Origin of the sequence: Enterobacter sp. DC1, assembly GCF_000568075.1 — a bacterium.
In the GTDB taxonomy this organism is placed as follows: domain Bacteria; phylum Pseudomonadota; class Gammaproteobacteria; order Enterobacterales; family Enterobacteriaceae; genus Enterobacter; species Enterobacter asburiae.
This window is the reverse complement of record NZ_AZUA01000002.1, coordinates 791,049-807,629: the sequence shown is the minus strand read 5'-3', so window position 1 is coordinate 807,629 and position 16,581 is coordinate 791,049. Positions and strand designations below refer to the sequence as shown.

At 57.2% G+C, this 16,581-nt stretch carries 10 protein-coding genes; all 10 read left to right on the top strand.

Annotated elements, in window-relative coordinates; all coding sequences use genetic code 11:
* Positions 1-120 precede the first annotated feature (120 nt).
* Positions 121-5,073, top strand: coding sequence for an alpha-2-macroglobulin family protein (locus tag P346_RS12035; RefSeq protein ID WP_032659431.1), 4,953 nt, complete (start codon positions 121-123; stop codon positions 5,071-5,073).
* A 1-nt stretch (position 5,074) separates the two neighbouring features.
* Positions 5,075-7,399 carry a peptidoglycan glycosyltransferase PbpC gene (pbpC, locus tag P346_RS12040; RefSeq protein ID WP_032659428.1) on the top strand — a complete coding sequence of 775 codons (2,325 nt, stop codon included), beginning with the start codon at positions 5,075-5,077 and terminating at the stop codon, positions 7,397-7,399.
* Between the two features lie 156 nt (positions 7,400-7,555).
* The gene (ndk, locus tag P346_RS12045; RefSeq protein WP_003860625.1) at positions 7,556-7,987 is read left to right on the top strand and encodes a nucleoside-diphosphate kinase; all 432 of its coding nucleotides are present in this window, start codon (positions 7,556-7,558) and stop codon (positions 7,985-7,987) included.
* A 169-nt stretch (positions 7,988-8,156) separates the two neighbouring features.
* The gene (locus tag P346_RS12050) at positions 8,157-9,323 is read left to right on the top strand and encodes a bifunctional tRNA (adenosine(37)-C2)-methyltransferase TrmG/ribosomal RNA large subunit methyltransferase RlmN (protein WP_014171168.1); all 1,167 of its coding nucleotides are present in this window, start codon (positions 8,157-8,159) and stop codon (positions 9,321-9,323) included.
* A 293-nt stretch (positions 9,324-9,616) separates the two neighbouring features.
* Entirely contained in the window at positions 9,617-10,630 is a 1,014-nt protein-coding gene (gene rodZ / locus P346_RS12055) for a cytoskeleton protein RodZ (RefSeq protein ID WP_032659426.1), read from the top strand.
* Between the two features lie 26 nt (positions 10,631-10,656).
* Positions 10,657-11,775: a flavodoxin-dependent (E)-4-hydroxy-3-methylbut-2-enyl-diphosphate synthase gene (gene ispG / locus P346_RS12060; protein WP_023308814.1), complete on the top strand. Its 1,119-nt coding sequence runs from the start codon at positions 10,657-10,659 to the stop codon at positions 11,773-11,775.
* Between the two features lie 80 nt (positions 11,776-11,855).
* Positions 11,856-13,130: a histidine--tRNA ligase gene (gene hisS, locus P346_RS12065; protein ID WP_032622984.1), complete on the top strand. Its 1,275-nt coding sequence runs from the start codon at positions 11,856-11,858 to the stop codon at positions 13,128-13,130.
* Between the two features lie 13 nt (positions 13,131-13,143).
* Positions 13,144-13,764 carry a YfgM family protein gene (locus tag P346_RS12070; RefSeq protein WP_032659423.1) on the top strand — a complete coding sequence of 207 codons (621 nt, stop codon included), beginning with the start codon at positions 13,144-13,146 and terminating at the stop codon, positions 13,762-13,764.
* A 10-nt stretch (positions 13,765-13,774) separates the two neighbouring features.
* A complete protein-coding gene (bamB, locus tag P346_RS12075; RefSeq protein WP_032659420.1) occupies positions 13,775-14,953 on the top strand; it encodes an outer membrane protein assembly factor BamB in 1,179 nt (392 codons plus the stop codon).
* A 112-nt stretch (positions 14,954-15,065) separates the two neighbouring features.
* The gene (gene der, locus P346_RS12080) at positions 15,066-16,538 is read left to right on the top strand and encodes a ribosome biogenesis GTPase Der (RefSeq protein WP_023308811.1); all 1,473 of its coding nucleotides are present in this window, start codon (positions 15,066-15,068) and stop codon (positions 16,536-16,538) included.
* Positions 16,539-16,581: the final 43 nt, after the last annotated feature.

The following is a 16,581-nucleotide window of genomic DNA, read 5'->3' as shown; positions in this document are numbered from 1 at the left end:
GTGATTCCATTCTGCGAGGCGCTTTCCAGATTTTAAAATTGGCCTTTTTGAATTAATGAAACTTGCGGATAATACTTATCCGGACGACGACCAACAGGCTCCATGGGCCAGGGATAAAGGATGAAACCGTTTCGCTTAGCCGCGCTCTCTCTTGCGCTGCTTACCACGTTTACGCTTGTCGGCTGTGATAACAGCGACGATAAATCTCAGGCTGCGGCTCCCGCGGCATCCACCGCATCAACACCGAAAGCCGCGGAAAAGCCCAATGCTGAAACGCTGGCTAAACTGGCCGCCCAAAGTCAGGGAAAAGCGCTGACGCTGCTGGATACCTCGGAGGTTCAGCTCGACGGTGCCGCCACGCTGGTGCTGACCTTTTCTGTTCCGCTAAATCCCGATCAGGATTTCGCCAAAACGGTGCATGTCGTGGATAAGAAAAGCGGCAAGGTAGACGGGGCGTGGGAACTTGCGCCTAACCTGAAAGAGCTTCGACTGCGCCATCTGGAGCCTAACCGCAATCTGGTCGTCACCGTTGAACGCGATCTGCAGGCGCTGAACAAGGCGACCTTTGGCATCGATTATGAAAAAGCCTTAACCACCCGGGACGTTGAACCCACCGTTGGTTTTGCCAGCCGCGGCTCGCTGCTGCCGGGCAAAGTGGTGGAAGGTCTGCCGGTGATGGCGCTCAACGTCAACAATGTCGATGTTAACTTTTACCGCGTGAAGCCGGAATCGCTGGCCTCCCTTGTCAGCCAGTGGGAGTACCGTAACTCGCTGACCAACTGGGAATCCGATAACCTGCTGAAGATGGCGGAGCTGGTTTATACCGGTCGATTCGATCTTAATCCGGCGCGCAATACGCGCGAAAAATTGCTGCTGCCCCTGAAGGATATTAAACCGCTCCAGCAGTCTGGCGTTTATATCGCGGTAATGAACCAGGCAGGGCACTACAACTACAGCAACGCCGCAACGCTCTTTACCTTAAGCGATATTGGTCTGTCCGCTCACCGTTACCATAACCGCCTGGATATTTTCACTCAGAGTCTGGAAAACGGTGCGGCGCAGTCCGGCGTGACCGTCACGCTGCTGAACGACAAAGGCCAGACTCTCGCCGAGGCAAATAGCGACGCTGACGGTCATGCGAAGCTTGAAACGGACAAAGAAGCCGCGCTGATTCTGGCGAGCAAAGACGGCCAGACCACGCTGCTTGATCTTAAGCTTCCGGCGCTGGATCTGGCGGAGTTCGATATTGCCGGTAGCCCCGGCTACAGCAAGCAATTCTTTATGTTTGGCCCGCGCGATCTCTATCGTCCGGGTGAAACGGTGATCCTCAACGGCTTACTGCGCGACAGTGACGGTAAGCCGCTTCCGGATCAGCCCGTGAAGCTTGACGTGCTGCGCCCGGATGGACAGGTCGCGCGTACGATTGTCGTCAAGCCAGAGAACGGGCTCTATCGCTTTAACTATCCGCTGGACAGCGGAGCGCAGACCGGTATGTGGCATATCCGCGCCAACACGGGCGATAACCTGCAGCGCCTGTGGGACTTCCACGTCGAAGACTTCATGCCGGAGCGTATGGCGCTCAACCTGAGCGGACAAAAAACGCCGGTTTCACCGCAGGATAACGTGGACTTTAACGTGGTGGGCTATTACCTGTATGGCGCCCCGGCCAACGGTAATTCTCTACAGGGCCAGCTTTTCCTGCGTCCGCTGCGTGACGCGGTGGCTGCGCTGCCGGGCTTCCAGTTTGGCGATATCGCCGAGGAGAACCTGAGCCGCAGCCTGGATGAAGTTCAGCTTACGCTTGATGAGCAGGGGCGTGGGCAGGTTTCTACCGAAAGCCAGTGGAAAGAGGTGCACTCTCCGCTGCAGCTGATCCTGCAGGCCAGCCTGCTGGAGTCGGGCGGTCGTCCGGTGACGCGTCGCGCTGAGCAGGCGATCTGGCCGGCGGCTGAGCTGCCGGGTATCCGCCCTCAGTTCGCCAGTAAAGCCGTTTACGACTACCGCACCGATACCACCGTCAACCAGCCGATTGTTGACGAGAACGGCAATGCCAGCTTCGATATCGTTTACGCCGATGCCAGCGGAGCGAAAAAAGCGGTGTCCGGTTTGCAGGTTCGCCTGATCCGCGAGCGCCGTGACTTCTTCTGGAACTGGTCTGAGAGCGAAGGATGGCAGTCTCAGTTCGATCAGAAAGACCTGGTTGAAGGCGAGCAGGAGCTGACTCTCAAGGCTGACGAGACGGGTAAAGTCACCTTCCCGGTGGAGTGGGGCTCATACCGTCTGGAGGTTAAAGCGCCTGATGAGATGGTTAGCAGCATGCGCTTCTGGGCTGGCTACAGCTGGCAGGATAACAGCGACGGCACCGGGGCCGCTCGGCCTGACCGCGTGACGCTGAAACTGGATAAGCCAGCCTATCAGCCAGGCGATACCATTAACCTGCACATTGCAGCGCCGTCAGCAGGTAAGGGCTATGCGATGATTGAGTCCAGCGAAGGGCCGCTGTGGTGGAAAGAGATCGACGTACCGGCAAACGGGCTCGATCTCGCTATCCCGGTCGACAAGGCCTGGAAACGTCACGATCTCTACCTGAGTACGCTGGTGGTACGTCCTGGAGATAAATCCAAATCCGCCACGCCGAAACGCGCGGTCGGCCTGCTGCATCTGCCGATGGGCGACGAAAATCGCCGCCTGAATATTGCGCTCGATAACCCGCAGAAGATGCGTCCAAACCAGACGCTCTCGGTGAAGGTGAAAGCCAGCGTTAAAGAGGGGGCGGTGCCGCAGAAAGTGAACGTGCTGGTCTCGGCGGTGGACAGCGGCGTGCTGAACATTACCGATTACGTTACGCCCGATCCGTGGCAGGCTTTCTTCGGCCAGAAGCGCTATGGCGCGGACATCTACGATATCTACGGCCAGGTCATCGAAGGGCAGGGCCGCCTGGCCGCGCTGCGCTTTGGTGGTGACGGTGATGAGCTGAAGCGCGGCGGCAAACCGCCGGTGAACCACGTCACTATTATTGCCCAGCAGGCACAGCCGGTAACGCTGGATGCCAACGGAGAAGGCACCATTACGCTGCCGATTGGTGATTTCAACGGCGAGCTGCGTCTGATGGCGCAGGCCTGGACGGAGGACGATTTCGGCAGCAGTGAAAGCAAGGTTGTGGTGGCCGCGCCGGTCATTACCGAGCTTAATACGCCGCGCTTCCTGGCAAGCGGAGATACCTCGCGGCTGACGCTGGATCTCACCAACCTGACCGACAAGCCGCAAACGCTGAACGTTGCCCTGACCGCGACAGGAAAACTGTCGCTGGAAGGCGGCCAGCCGCAGCCGCTTCAGCTGTCTCCTGGCGCGCGCAGCACCCTGTTTATTCCAGTGCGTGCGCTGGAGGGTTATGGTGACGGCGAGGTGACTGCTCAGGTGACCGGCCTGCAGCTTCCGGGCGAGACTTTCGCACCGCAGCAAAAGAGCTGGAAAATCGGCGTGCGTCCGGCGTTCCCGGCGCAGACGGTGAATACTGGTGCCATGCTGAATCCCGGCGAGTCCTGGACCGCACCGGCGCAGCATAGTAACGGTTTCTCTCCTGCTACCCTGCAGGGACAACTGCTGCTGAGCGGTAAACCACCGCTTAACCTGGCGCGCTATATTCGCGAGCTGCAGGCGTATCCTTATGGCTGCCTGGAGCAGACCACCAGTGGCCTGTTCCCGTCGCTCTACACCAACGCGGCGCAGCTGACTGCACTTGGCATTAAGGGCGACACCGATGACAAGCGCCGTGCGGCGATTGATATAGGCATCTCTCGCCTGCTGCAGATGCAGCGTGAAGACGGTGGTTTTGCGCTGTGGGATAAAAACGGTCCGGAAGAGTACTGGCTGACGGCCTACGTGACCGACTTCCTGGTGCGCGCGGGCGAGCAGGGATACAGCGTACCTGCCGATGCAGTGAATAACGCCAATAGCCGCCTGCTGCGCTATCTGCAGGATCCGGGCATGATGTCCATTCGCTATAGTGACGATACTCAGGCCAGCAAGTTCGCCGTGCAGGCCTATGCCGCGCTGGTGCTGGCACGTCAGCAAAAAGCGCCGCTGGGCGCGCTGCGTGAAATCTGGGATCGCCACGAGCAGGCGGCTTCCGGGCTGCCGCTGATGCAGCTGGGCATGGCGCTCAAACTGATGGGAGATGCGCCGCGCAGCCAGCAGGCGCTGGATCTGGCGCTCAAAACATCGCGTAACGACAGCAAAACCTGGATGGCCGATTACGGCAGCACGCTTCGCGATAACGCGCTGATGCTCTCTCTTCTTGAGGAGTACAAGCTGCTGCCGGATGCGCAAAATACGCTGCTGAATGCCCTGTCTGAACAGGCCTTCAGCCAGCGCTGGCTGTCAACGCAGGAGAGCAATGCGCTGTTCCTGGCAGGACGCTCGCTGCAAACCTTGTCCGGTACGTGGCAGGCGAAAACGTCTCTGTCTGAGACCGCATCAGGCGGCGATAAGTCACTGGTACAAAACGTGAGCGGCGACCAGCTTGGCGCGCTGCAGGTGACCAATACCGGGACAACACCGCTGTGGGTGCGCCTGGACAGCACCGGCTATCCGGAATATGCCCCTCAGCCGAGCTCGAACGTGCTGCAGGTTGAACGTCATATCCTGGCAACCGACGGTAGCAGTAAATCGCTCTCTTCGCTGAAGAGCGGTGAGCTGGTGCTGGTGTGGCTGGAAGTTAAAGCCAGCCAGAACGTGCCGGATGCGCTGGTGGTGGATCTGCTCCCAGCGGGTCTGGAGCTGGAAAACCAGAACCTGGCGAGCAGCAGCGCCAGCCTGCAGGACAGCGGCAGTGAGGTACAGAACCTGCTCAGCCAGATGCAGCAGGCGGATATTCAGCATATGGAGTTCCGCGACGACCGCTTTGTGGCTGCCGTGCCGGTAAACGAAGGTCAGCCGGTCACGCTGGTTTATCTGGCTCGTGCCGTGACGCCGGGAACCTACCAGGTGCCGGTGCCGATGGTGGAGTCTATGTACGTTCCGCAGTGGCGGGCAACGGGTGCGGCCAGCGGCCCGCTGATTGTTGTTCCGTAATATGCGAATGGCACGTCTGACACGCTCCCGCTGGCTATGGCTGGCGGGAGCGCTTCTCGTTTTATGGGGGCTGATTGTCGCCGCCGACCGCCTGTGGCCGTTGCCTCTGAAAGAGGTTAATCCCGCCCGGGTGGTGGTAGATGAGAAGGGCACGCCGCTCTGGCGTTTTGCCGATAGCGACGGGATCTGGCGCTATCCGGTTACGATTGAAGAGGTCTCTCCCCGCTACCTTGAGGCGCTGATCCAGTATGAAGATCGCTGGTTCTGGGATCACCCTGGCGTCAACCCGCTTTCTGTCCTGCGCGCTGCCTGGCAGGATCTCAGTTCTGGCAAAGTCGTCTCTGGCGGCAGTACGCTGACCATGCAGGTGGCACGCCTGCTGGACCCGCATCCGCGCACCTTTGGCGGCAAAATTCGTCAGCTCTGGCGGGCGATGCAGCTGGAGTGGCATCTTTCCAAGCGCGACATTCTCACCCTCTACCTCAACCGCGCTCCATTTGGCGGCACGCTGCAGGGCGTCGGGGCGGCAAGCTGGACCTATCTCGGCAAACCGCCGTCGCAGCTCAGCTATTCCGAAGCGGCGCTGCTGGCGGTGCTGCCACAGGCACCCAGCCGCTTGCGTCCGGACCGCTGGCCTGACCGGGCCGAGGCGGCGCGCAACAAAGTGCTCGACCGCATGGTCACGCAGGGCGTCTGGCCCGCGAAGCAGGTCAAAGAATCACGGGAAGAATCGGTATGGCTGGCGCCCCGACAGATGCCGCAGCTGGCACCGCTCTTTGCACGCATGATGCTCGGCAAAAGTCGCGACACTAAAATTGTCACCACGCTGGATGCCGGACTGCAGCGGCAGCTGGAAGAGCTGGCGATGAACTGGAAATCTCGCCTGCCGGCACGAAGCTCGCTGGCGATGATCGTCGTGGATCACACCGATATGAAAGTGCGCGGCTGGGTTGGATCGGTGGATATTAACGATGACACGCGTTTCAGCCACGTGGATATGGTCAATGCGATCCGATCCCCGGGATCGGTGTTAAAGCCCTTTATCTACGGCATGGCGCTGGACGATGGCCTAATCCATCCCGCCTCGCTGCTCCAGGACGTTCCCAGAAAAACCGGTGATTATCGCCCAGGGAATTTTGACAGCGGGTTCCACGGACCGGTCAGCATGAGTGAAGCCCTGGTGCGCTCCCTCAACCTGCCCGCGGTACAGGTACTGGAAGCCTACGGGCCAAAACGTTTTGCCGGGATGTTGAGCAACGCAGGCTTGCCGCTGATCCTGCCCGCGGGGGCGCAGCCGAATCTGTCTCTGATCCTCGGCGGGGCAGGCGCCCGGCTGGCGGATATCACAGCGGCCTACAGCGCGTTTGCCCGACACGGTAAGGCGGGAAGGCTGCGGTTACAGCCGGGTGACCCGCTGATTGAACGTCCGCTGCTGTCGCAGGGCTCGGCGTGGATTATTCGCCGTATTCTGGCGAACGAGGCGCAGCCGCTGCCGGATAATGCATTACCGCAGATCGCGCCGCTGGCGTGGAAAACCGGCACCAGCTACGGCTACCGCGATGCCTGGGCCATCGGTCTGAATGCCCGTTACGTGATTGGCATCTGGACCGGACGACCGGACGGCACGCCGGTGGCGGGGCAGTTTGGTTTTGCCAGCGCGGTTCCAATTTTAAATCAGGTAAATAACCTGCTTCAGTCACGCTCAACGGTAGACGAAGCCCGCCTGCCGCGCGATCCGCGCCCAAAGAGCGTCGGGCGGGGCGTGATTTGCTGGCCGGGCGGCCAGTCGCTGCCGGAAGGAAGTGAAAACTGTCGGCGTCGCCTGTCGACCTGGCTGCTGGAAGGGAGTGAACCGCCCACGCTGCTATTGCCCGAACAGGAAGGCATACGCGGCATTCGCTTCCCGGTCTGGCTGGATAAAACGGGTAAACGCGTGGCGGCAGATTGCCCTGATGCAACGGAAAAAGTCCTGGATGTCTGGCCGCTGCCGCTGGAGCCGTGGCTGCCGGCGACCGAACGTCGCGCGGTACGGGTCCCTTCTTCATCAACCACCTGTCCTCCGCTGTCGCAGGACGCACCTGCGCCACTCATCCTGACAGGCGTGCGTGAAGGGGCCGTAATCAAACGTCTGCCGGGAGAATCCCGCGTTTCGCTGCCGCTTCAGGCGACCGGCAATAGCGGTGAGCGCTGGTGGTTTTTGAACGGTGAACCGCTGAATGTGAAGGGAAGAGTTTACACATTACAGCTTGATAAATCTGGCGATTATCAGTTACTCGTTATGGATGAGACCGGGCAGGTCGCGACGGTGAATTTTACGCTGCAGTGATCTGAAAACAGCTTTCAGATGTGAGCTGTTGCTAAAACTCGTCTTATTTTAAAAAAATGTTACCTGAATCCATAGGCAATGGCGCTATTGCTCATTATAATCCGCGCCACACCATACTCAGGTATGCAAAACAACAGAACATTGACAGAGGTTATCATGGCTATTGAACGTACTTTTTCCATCATCAAACCAAACGCGGTGGCAAAAAACGTTATTGGCAGCATCTTCGCTCGCTTTGAATCTGCAGGGTTCAAAATTGTTGGCACCAAAATGCTGCACCTGACCGTTGAGCAGGCTCGCGGTTTCTACGCTGAGCACGAAGGTCGCCCATTCTTTGACGGCCTGGTTGAGTTCATGACCTCCGGTCCAATCGTGGTATCCGTGCTGGAAGGCGAAAACGCAGTACAGCGTCACCGTGACCTGCTGGGCGCAACCAACCCGGACAACGCGCTGGCAGGTACTCTGCGCGCTGACTATGCGGACAGCTTCACCGAGAACGGCACCCACGGTTCTGACTCTGTTGAATCTGCTGCGCGCGAAATCGCTTTCTTCTTCGCAGAAGGCGAAGTGTGTCCACGCACCCGTTAATTTAACGGTTTCGTTTACACATTATTTTCGTAAATGCCGCGTCCAGACGTGGCATCCCTGCGCCAGACTTTGTACAATGCAACGCCCCGGACGAGCAGACTGCTTTCCGGGGCGTTTCTATTCAACCCTCCATGGGCCATAACGTGTAACAACGAGGCCGGAAAATATTATGTCTGAACTAGTGAATACCTCCGAAGTCGCCATTCCTGCGGTTCCCAATAAAAATGGAAAAATCAACCTGCTGGATCTGAACCGTCAGCAGATGCGCGAGTTCTTTAAAGAGATGGGCGAAAAGCCGTTTCGTGCCGATCAGGTCATGAAGTGGATGTACCATTACTGCAGCGACAATTTTGATGACATGACTGACATCAATAAGGTCCTGCGCAACAAGCTCAAAGAAGTGGCTGAAATCCGCGCACCGGAAGTGGTGGAAGAGCAGCGCTCAGCGGATGGCACCATCAAATGGGCGATTGCGGTCGGCGATCAGCGCGTTGAGACCGTCTACATCCCGGAAGAAGACCGCGCCACGCTGTGTGTCTCCTCTCAGGTAGGTTGTGCGCTGGAGTGCAAATTCTGCTCTACCGCGCAGCAAGGCTTTAACCGTAACCTGCGCGTGTCTGAAATTATCGGCCAGGTCTGGCGTGCCGCGAAAATCGTGGGTGCGGCAAAAGTAACCGGTACGCGTCCTATCACCAACGTGGTGATGATGGGGATGGGTGAGCCGCTGCTGAACCTGACCAACGTTGTTCCGGCGATGGAAATCATGCTGGATGACTTCGGTTTTGGTCTGTCCAAGCGTCGCGTCACGCTGTCTACCTCTGGCGTTGTGCCTGCGCTGGACAAGCTGGGCGATATGATTGACGTTGCGCTGGCGATCTCCCTGCATGCACCAAACGACGAAATTCGTGACGAAATTGTGCCGATCAACAAAAAGTACAATATCGAAACCTTCCTCGCTGCTGTGCGTCGCTATCTGGAGAAATCCAACGCCAACCAGGGCCGCGTCACCATCGAGTATGTGATGCTTGACCACGTTAACGACGGTACCGAACATGCGCATCAGCTGGCTGAACTGCTGAAAGATACGCCATGCAAAATCAACCTGATCCCATGGAACCCGTTCCCGGGCGCGCCGTATGGCCGTAGCTCGAACAGCCGTATCGACCGTTTCTCCAAGGTGCTGATGGAGTATGGTTTCACCACTATCGTGCGTAAAACCCGTGGTGATGACATTGATGCAGCATGCGGACAGCTGGCAGGTGATGTTATTGACCGTACCAAACGTACCCTGCGTAAACGCATGCAGGGCGAGACGATCGCGGTTAAAGCTGTTTGATTATTATGCACTCACGGCGCATTATCTGCGCCGTGAAGCATACTCTTACTGAATAATCAGTCAGATTCGTGATGACTGAACAATAATTACGGTGCGTTTCATCCGACTTTCGGGCAGTATGTAACGACGTAACAACAGTTTAGCCGTACGGGCAGGGCTGTACTGTCATCTCCGGGCTGACAGTCTTATACTCTCTGTTCAAGGTTAACTGACCAGAAGTTTCGCGGTGCGGGTGGCATTGTGACTCACCGGCACCTGAACCCTTATTTTTCACGTACCAGTAGTTGTAGCGAATGAATACTGAAGCCACTCACGACCAACATGAAGCACTCTCCACTGGCGTTCGTCTTCGCAACGCCCGTGAACAACTCGGACTCAGCCAGCAAGCCGTTGCGGAACGCTTGTGCCTGAAGGTTTCCACGGTTCGCGATATTGAAGAAGATAAGGCACCCGCCGATCTGGCTTCAACGTTCTTGCGCGGTTATATCCGCTCTTACGCAAAACTGGTGCATATCCCCGAAAACGAATTACTGCCAATGATGGAGAAGCAGGCACCGGTCCGTGCAGCAAAAGTTGCGCCGATGCAGACCTTCTCCCTGGGGAAACGTCGTAAAAAACGCGATGGCTGGCTGATGAGCTTTACCTGGCTGGTGCTGTTTGTGGTGATCGGTCTGACCGGCGCATGGTGGTGGCAAAACCACAAGGCCCAGCAGGAAGAGATCACCACCATGGCCGATCAATCCTCCGCCGAACTCAACCAGGCCGGGAGTGAGAACGGTCAGAGCGTGCCGCTGAATACCGACGGCTCAGCTTCCTCAAGCGAGCCACAGACCGCAGCGCCAGACGCGTCGGCGACCGATGCAGCACAGGCTCCGGCAGCCACGGCTAACACCGCTGCGCCGCAGGCTCAGGATCAGAACGCGGTTGTTGCCCCTTCTCAGGCGAATGTTGATACTGCGGCGAACGCGCCTGCGGCTACTCAGCCTGCGGACAATAGCGCAGCGACTCTGCCAACCAGCCCGGCGGGTACGGCGACAGCAGCCGATCCCAACGCGCTGGTGATGAACTTCAGCGCCGACTGCTGGCTGGAAGTGACTGACGCGACAGGTAAAAAACTGTTCAGCGGCCTGCAGCGTAAAGATGGCACGTTAAACCTAACCGGCCAGGCTCCCTATAAACTTAAAATCGGCGCTCCGGCAGCGGTACAGATCCAATATCAAGGAAAACCTGTCGACCTGAGCCGCTTTATCAGAACTAACCAGGTTGCACGTCTTACCGTTAATGCCGAACAATCAGCAGCACAGTAACAGACGGGCAACGCGGGAGATTTTTCATGCATAACCAGGCTCCGATTCAACGTAGAAAATCGAAACGGATTTACGTTGGGAATGTGCCAATCGGCGATGGGGCACCTATCGCCGTTCAGTCGATGACCAACACGCGCACCACCGATGTGGAAGCAACGGTCAATCAAATCAAAGCATTAGAACGTGTAGGCGCGGACATTGTTCGCGTCTCCGTCCCGACCATGGATGCCGCTGAGGCGTTCAAACTGATCAAACAGCAGGTCAGCGTTCCGCTGGTGGCTGATATCCACTTCGACTACCGTATCGCACTAAAAGTGGCCGAATACGGCGTCGATTGCCTGCGTATTAACCCAGGCAACATTGGTAACGAAGAGCGTATCCGCATGGTCGTGGACTGCGCCCGCGATAAAAATATTCCTATCCGCATCGGCGTTAACGCCGGTTCTCTGGAAAAAGACCTGCAGGAAAAATACGGCGAGCCGACGCCACAGGCGCTGCTCGAATCCGCGATGCGTCATGTCGATCATCTCGATCGTCTTAACTTCGATCAGTTCAAAGTCAGCGTAAAAGCCTCCGACGTGTTCCTGGCGGTAGAGTCTTATCGTCTGCTGGCAAAGCAGATCGACCAGCCTCTGCACCTCGGGATCACCGAAGCGGGCGGCCTGCGCAGCGGCTCTGTAAAATCTGCGATCGGTCTGGGGCTGCTGCTCTCTGAAGGGATCGGTGACACCCTGCGCGTCTCGCTGGCGGCCGATCCGGTCGAAGAGATCAAAGTCGGTTTCGATATCCTGAAATCACTGCGTATTCGCGCGCGTGGGATCAACTTCATTGCCTGCCCAACCTGCTCACGTCAGGAGTTTGATGTGATCGGGACGGTGAATGCCCTGGAGCAGCGTCTGGAAGACATTATCACCCCGATGGACGTCTCCATCATCGGCTGCGTGGTAAACGGTCCGGGTGAAGCGCTGGTGTCAACTCTGGGCGTAACCGGCGGTAACAAGAAAAGTGGTCTCTATGAAGATGGCGTTCGTAAAGATCGTCTGGATAATAGCGACATGATCGACCAGCTTGAAGCCCGCATCCGCGCCAAAGCCGCCATGATGGACGAAACACAGCGTATCAGCGTTCAGCAGGTTGAAAAATAACGTGATGGGAAGCGTGCCGCTTCCCATGTATGATTGAACCCATTCTTTGGGTTTTTTTTGTATATAGAAAGAGAATAAACGTGGCAAAAAACATTCAAGCCATCCGCGGCATGAACGATTATCTGCCTGGCGAAACCGCCATCTGGCAGCGCATTGAAGGCACACTGAAGCAGGTGCTCGGCAGCTACGGTTACAGCGAAATCCGTTTGCCGATTGTAGAGCAGACCCCGTTATTCAAACGCGCGATCGGTGAAGTCACCGACGTGGTTGAAAAAGAGATGTACACCTTTGAGGACCGCAACGGCGACAGCCTGACCCTGCGTCCGGAAGGTACGGCGGGCTGCGTACGCGCCGGCATCGAACATGGTCTTCTGTACAATCAGGAGCAGCGCCTGTGGTATATCGGCCCGATGTTCCGCCACGAACGTCCTCAGAAAGGTCGTTATCGCCAGTTCAATCAGCTGGGGGTGGAAGTCTTTGGCCTGCAGGGCCCGGACATCGACGCTGAGCTAATTATGCTGACCGCCCGCTGGTGGCGCGCCCTCGGTATCGCCGATCACGTTTCCCTTGAGCTGAACTCTATCGGTTCTCTGGAAGCACGCGCTAACTACCGCGATGCGCTGGTGGCGTTCCTGGAACAGCATAAAGAGAAGCTGGACGAAGACTGCAAGCGTCGCATGTACAGCAACCCGCTGCGCGTTCTGGATTCCAAAAACGCGGATGTTCAGGCACTGCTGAACGATGCGCCTGCGCTGGGTGACTACCTGGATGAAGAATCTCGCGAACACTTCGCGGGCCTTTGCAAGCTGCTTGAAGCGGCAGGCATCGCCTATACCGTGAACCAGCGCCTGGTGCGCGGTCTGGACTACTACAACCGTACCGTGTTTGAGTGGGTGACTACCAGCCTCGGTTCTCAGGGCACCGTATGTGCGGGCGGCCGTTATGACGGTCTGGTTGAGCAGCTTGGCGGTCGCGCAGCCCCTGCTGTTGGCTTCGCGATGGGCCTTGAGCGACTTGTTTTGCTGGTTCAGGCAGTTAATCCGGAATTTAAAGCAGATTCCGTTGTCGATATATACCTGGTAGCTTCAGGCGCGGAAACGCAGTCTGCGGCAATGCAGCTTGCCGAACGCGTGCGCGATGCGCTGCCGGGCGTTAAGCTGATGACCAACCATGGCGGCGGCAACTTTAAAAAACAGTTTGCTCGTGCCGATAAGTGGGGCGCAAGTATTGCACTGGTGCTGGGCGAGTCCGAAGTGGCTAACGGCGAAGTGGTGGTGAAGGACCTGCGCTCTGGTGAGCAGACAACGGTAACGCAGGACGGCGTTGCGGCGCACTTGCGCACTCTATTGGGCTAAGGAGAAGGACTGCGTGGAAATTTACGAGAACGAACACGATCAGGTCGACGCGATTAAGCGCTTCTTTGTTGAAAACGGCAAAGCGCTGGTTGTTGGGGTTATTTTAGGTGTCGGTGCGCTGATAGGCTGGCGTTACTGGAACAATCATCAGGCGGATTCCGCGCGCGGCGCGTCCCTGTCCTATGAAAATACCGTTAGCGCAATTCGTGCCGATCAGCCGCAAACGCTGACGGCGGCAGAAAAATTTGCGGCTGACAACAAAAACACCTACGGTGCACTGGCTGCGCTGGAAGTGGCTCAGCAGTACGTTGATAAGAACGAACTGGATAAAGCCGCTGCACAGCTCTCGCAGAGCCTTGCTGCGGCCAGCGATGAGAACCTGAAAGCGGTGATCAATCTGCGCCTGGCACGTATTCAGGTTCAGCAGAAAAAAGCTGACGATGCGCTGAAAACGCTCGATACCATCAAAGGCGAAGGTTTTGCTGCCATCGTTGCCGATCTGCGCGGTGAAGCACTGCTGAGCAAAGGTGACAAAGCGGGCGCGCGTAAAGCGTGGCAAGCTGGCGTAGAGAGCAATGCTTCACCTGCGCTGAGCGAAATGATGCAGATGAAAATAAATAATTTGTCCGTCTGAGAGGGACCCGATGCAATTGCGTAAATTACTTCTGCCAGGACTGCTTTCTGTTACGTTATTGAGTGGTTGTTCACTGTTCAGTGGCGAAGAAGACGTTGTGAAAATGTCCCCACTGCCGACGGTTGAAAACCAGTTTACCCCATCCACCGCGTGGGATGTCTCCGTGGGCAATGGGATTGGTGATTTCTATTCCAACCTTCATCCTGCGTATGCAGACAGCGTTGTCTATGCCGCTGACCGCAAAGGTACCGTGAAAGCGGTGAACGCCGATGACGGGAAGGAAGTATGGTCCGTTAACCTGGCGGAAAAAGACGGCTGGTTCTCCCGTAAACCTGCACTGCTGTCTGGCGGTCTGACCGTTGCCGGTGGCCATGTCTACGTGGGCAGCGAAAAAGCGCAGGTTTATGCGCTGAACAGCAGCGACGGTTCTATTGCCTGGCAAACAACCGTAGCGGGTGAATCCCTGTCTCGCCCGGTGGTGAGCGACGGCCTGGTGCTGATTCATACCAGCAACGGCCAGCTGCAGGCGCTGAACGAAGCTGACGGTCTGGTGAAATGGACCGTTAACCTGGATATGCCTGCGCTCTCTCTGCGCGGCGAATCCGCACCGGCTACCGCATTTGGTGCTGCCATTGTGGGCGGTGACAACGGTCGCGTGAGCGCAGTGCTGATGCAGCAGGGCCAGATGATCTGGCAGCAGCGTATCTCTCAGGCCACTGGCTCAACGGAAATTGACCGTCTGAGCGACGTAGACACAACGCCGGTCATCGTTAACGGTGTGGTTTACGCGTTGGCCTATAACGGCAACCTGACCGCGATGGATCTGCGCAGCGGCCAAATCATGTGGAAACGTGAGCTGGGCTCTGTGAACGATTTCATCGTTGAGGGCAACCGCATCTATATGGTTGACCAGAACGACCGTCTGCTGGCGCTGAGCACCGAAGGCGGCGTGACGCTGTGGACGCAAAGCGATCTGCTGCACCGTCTGCTGACTGCTCCGGCACTGTACAACGGTAGCCTGGTGGTTGGCGACAGCGAAGGGTATATGCACTGGATCGATCCGGATAACGGTCGCTTTGTTGCACAGCAAAAAGTCGACAGCTCTGGTTTCCTGACCGATCCGGTTGTGGCCGACGGCAAACTGCTGATTCAGGCAAAAGACGGCACACTGTACGCGATCACGCGTTAATTACCCGGCGGTTGTAGTATACTAAACGGCTCCTGTTCACTCAGGAGCCGTTTTGACATTTTTAAAAACGCCGCGAAAGCGACGTTATTTTGAATTTTATGAGGCTTCAAACATGGTACCTGTGGTCGCGCTTGTCGGGCGCCCTAACGTTGGAAAATCCACTCTTTTTAACCGTTTAACACGCACCCGTGATGCGCTGGTTGCGGATTTCCCGGGGCTGACGCGTGACCGTAAGTACGGTCGTGCAGAGGTGGAAGGACGCGAGTTCATCTGTATTGATACCGGTGGTATTGACGGCACAGAAGACGGCGTTGAAACCCGCATGGCGGAACAGTCGCTGCTGGCGATTGAAGAAGCGGACGTAGTGCTGTTTATGGTGGATGCGCGCGCTGGCCTGATGCCGGCGGACTCCGCTATTGCCAAACACCTGCGTTCACGCGAAAAGCCGACCTTCCTGGTGGCGAACAAAACTGATGGCATCGATGCCGATCAGGCCGTCGCGGATTTCTGGTCTCTGGGCCTCGGTGAAATCTACCCGATTGCGGCATCTCATGGCCGTGGCGTCACCAGCCTGCTGGAAACCGTTCTGCTGCCGTGGGTTGATGAAGTGAACCCGCCGGAAGAAGTCGACGAAGACGCTGAATACTGGGCGCAGTTCGAAGACGGAGAAGAGGGCGAAGAAGAGCCTGAAGACGACTTCAACCCGCAGGATCTGCCGATCAAGCTGGCTATCGTGGGTCGTCCAAACGTAGGTAAGTCTACGCTTACTAACCGTATTCTGGGTGAAGAGCGCGTGGTCGTTTACGACATGCCGGGCACCACCCGTGACAGTATCTACATTCCTATGCAGCGCGATGAGCGTGAGTATGTCCTCATCGACACCGCCGGGGTGCGTAAGCGCGGGAAAATCACCGATGTGGTGGAAAAATTCTCCGTTATCAAAACCCTGCAGGCGATCGAAGATGCCAACGTCGTGCTGCTGGTCATCGACGCGCGTGAAGGTATCTCCGATCAGGATCTCTCTCTGCTCGGCTTTATCCTCAATAGTGGGCGCTCACTGGTTATCGTGGTCAACAAGTGGGATGGCCTGAGCAATGAAGTGCGCGAGCAGGTGAAAGAGACTCTCGACTTCCGTCTGGGCTTTATCGACTTCGCCCGCGTGCACTTTATCTCTGCGCTGCACGGCAGCGGCGTGGGTAACCTGTTCGAATCCGTACGTGAAGCGTATGACAGCTCCACCCGTCGTCAGAGCACCGCGATGCTGACCCGCATCATGAACATGGCTGCAGAAGACCATCAGCCGCCGCTGGTGCGCGGCCGTCGCGTGAAGCTGAAATATGCTCACGCCGGTGGTTACAACCCGCCAATCGTAGTAATTCACGGCAACCAGGTGAAAGACCTGCCGGATTCCTACAAGCGCTATCTGATGAACTACTTCCGTAAATCGCTGGACGTGATGGGCACGCCTATCCGTATCCAGTTCAAGGAAGGGGAAAACCCGTTTGCCAACAAGCGCAACACCCTGACGCCAAACCAGATGCGTAAGCGTAAACGTTTGATTAAACACATTAAGAAAAGCAAATAAGCTTTGCCTGCTTCACGAAAGCCCGCGTTTATCGCGGGCTTTT

Excerpts from the sequence above, each read along its gene's own strand:
- ndk (WP_003860625.1), top strand. The coding sequence starts at position 7,556 with ATGGCTATTGAACGTACTTTTTCCATCATCAAACCAAACGCGGTGGCA.
- der (WP_023308811.1), top strand. The coding sequence starts at position 15,066 with ATGGTACCTGTGGTCGCGCTTGTCGGGCGCCCTAACGTTGGAAAATCC.
- P346_RS12035 (WP_032659431.1), top strand. The coding sequence starts at position 121 with ATGAAACCGTTTCGCTTAGCCGCGCTCTCTCTTGCGCTGCTTACCACG.
- ispG (WP_023308814.1), top strand. The coding sequence starts at position 10,657 with ATGCATAACCAGGCTCCGATTCAACGTAGAAAATCGAAACGGATTTAC.
- P346_RS12050 (WP_014171168.1), top strand. The coding sequence starts at position 8,157 with ATGTCTGAACTAGTGAATACCTCCGAAGTCGCCATTCCTGCGGTTCCC.
- bamB (WP_032659420.1), top strand. The coding sequence starts at position 13,775 with ATGCAATTGCGTAAATTACTTCTGCCAGGACTGCTTTCTGTTACGTTA.
- pbpC (WP_032659428.1), top strand. The coding sequence starts at position 5,075 with ATGCGAATGGCACGTCTGACACGCTCCCGCTGGCTATGGCTGGCGGGA.
- rodZ (WP_032659426.1), top strand. The coding sequence starts at position 9,617 with ATGAATACTGAAGCCACTCACGACCAACATGAAGCACTCTCCACTGGC.